Raw genomic sequence first — 1,940 nt, 5'->3', positions numbered from 1 at the left:
GATCTTCGCCGTGCCCGGAGCGGTTCCCGGCAGCGCGCCGTTGCTGCCCGCAATCGTCACCACGACGGCGGCTGGATCATTGGCGCGCACCGTGCCGAAGTGGATGACGTCGTCGCCGACCCCCAGCTTGATTCCTGCCATGCCGCCGGCGGTACGGCCCTGCGGCCGAACGGCGGAGGCGCTGAAACGCAGGAGCTGCGCAAGCCGGGTCACGAAGACGAGGTCGACGTCGTCGTCCTGGGCGGGCTCCACGCCCACCACAGTGTCCTTGTCCTTGAGGGCAATGATTTCCCAGTCTTCGCGGTTTAGCGGGTAGTCAGGCTGGACGCGCTTGACCACGCCTTGCGCCGTTCCGATGGCCAGCACGGCATCCAGCGGCACGAACGCCACGAGCGATTCGCCCTTGAGCAGGGTGATGAAGTCTTTTGCCGCGACGCCCCCGGCAAGGTTGGGCAGGCCGGACATTGCCGGCAGTGCCGGCATGTCCATGACCTGTACCCGCAGCATGCGGCCCTGCGAGGTGACCGCGCCGATCTCGCCGCGTGCGGTTGTCTTGACCACGGAGCGGTAGACATCATGCTTGCTCCGCGGGCCGGATTCGGCCAACGGCTCCTGATTGGAGGTCCGTGCGATCTGGCCGGAGGCGCTCAGGAGTGCCCAGCAAGGGTCATCGGGGATTTCGAGCGGGAGCGCGGCGGCCTTGCCCTTGCCGGCCGGGATGGCTGCTGCGAGGGCGGCGGCGACGGTGGGGGAGACAGCCTCGGATTCGAGGAGGACCGTGCGTCTCGGGGTACCGTACTTGTCGGCCACTTCGGCCAACTCTCCGGACACCAGCTCGCGCAGGAGCACGTCGGATGCCAGGATCGCCTCGAGCTCGGCGATCTCGCGCCGCAGTTCTTCCTGCTCCTTCTCGAGTTCGATGCGCGAGTACTTGGTTAGTTGGCGCAGGCGGAGTTCCAGGATGTAGTTGGCCTGGATCTCTGACAGGTCGTAGATGGACATCAGCCGTTCGCGGGCAGCCGATGCCTCGTCCGAGGAGCGGATGATCTGGATAACTTCGTCGATGTCGACGATCGCGATCAACAGGCCCTCCACCAGGTGGAGGCGGTCCTTTTTCTTGCCCAAGCGGAAGGCTGTGCGACGGCGCACGACGGAAAGGCGGTGGCCGACGTACACCTGGAGGAGCTGGAGTAAGCCCAAGGTCTGCGGCTGCCCATCCACCAAGGTCACGTTGTTGATGCCGAAGGAGTCTTCCATCGGCGTGAACCGGTAGAGCTGCTGCAGCACGGCGTTGGGGTTGAAGCCGTTTTTGATTTCGATCACGAGCCGCAGTCCGTGCTTGCGGTCGGTGAGGTCCATGACGTCGCTGATGCCGCTCAGCTTCTTGGCGTTGACGGCATCCTTGATCTTTTCAATGACCTTCTCCGGACCCACCATGTAGGGGAGCTCGGTCACCACGAGGCCGGTGCGGCGCGCCGTGAGCTGCTCGATCTCCACCTTGGCGCGGGTCTTGAATGAACCGCGTCCCGTGGCGTAGGCGTCGCGGATTCCGTCCAGGCCCACGATCCGGCCGCCGGTGGGCAAATCCGGGCCGGGCACGAACCGCATGACATCTTCCAGCGTGGCATCCGGGTTGGCGATGAGGTGCCGGGCGGCCGCGATGACTTCCACGAGGTTGTGGGGTGCCATGTTGGTGGCCATGCCGACGGCGATGCCCGTAGTGCCGTTGACCAGCAGATTGGGGAAGGCGGCCGGGAGCACGTCCGGCTGGGTGAGCTGGTTGTCGTAGTTGGGGACGAAGTCCACCACGTCTTCGTCGAGGTTCTCGGTCATCGTCATCGCAGCCGCGGCGAGCCGGGCTTCCGTGTAGCGCGGTGCTGCCGGGCCGTCGTCGAGCGAACCGAAGTTTCCGTGCCCGTCGATCAGGGGCAAGCGCAGCG

Annotated in this window: 1 protein-coding gene; it reads right to left on the bottom strand. The window is 65.7% G+C overall.

Annotation, left to right across the window (positions count from 1 at the left end; all coding sequences use genetic code 11):
• Positions 1 to 1,940: DNA gyrase/topoisomerase IV subunit A (locus AHiyo1_RS15100; protein ID WP_059389110.1), on the bottom strand; the 1,940-nt coding region annotated here is incomplete at both ends.

Source organism: Arthrobacter sp. Hiyo1 (assembly GCF_001263615.2).
In the GTDB taxonomy this organism is placed as follows: Bacteria; Actinomycetota; Actinomycetes; order Actinomycetales; family Micrococcaceae; genus Arthrobacter.
Note: the sequence above shows the minus strand (reverse complement) of the source record. Positions and strands in the feature narration are given on the sequence as shown.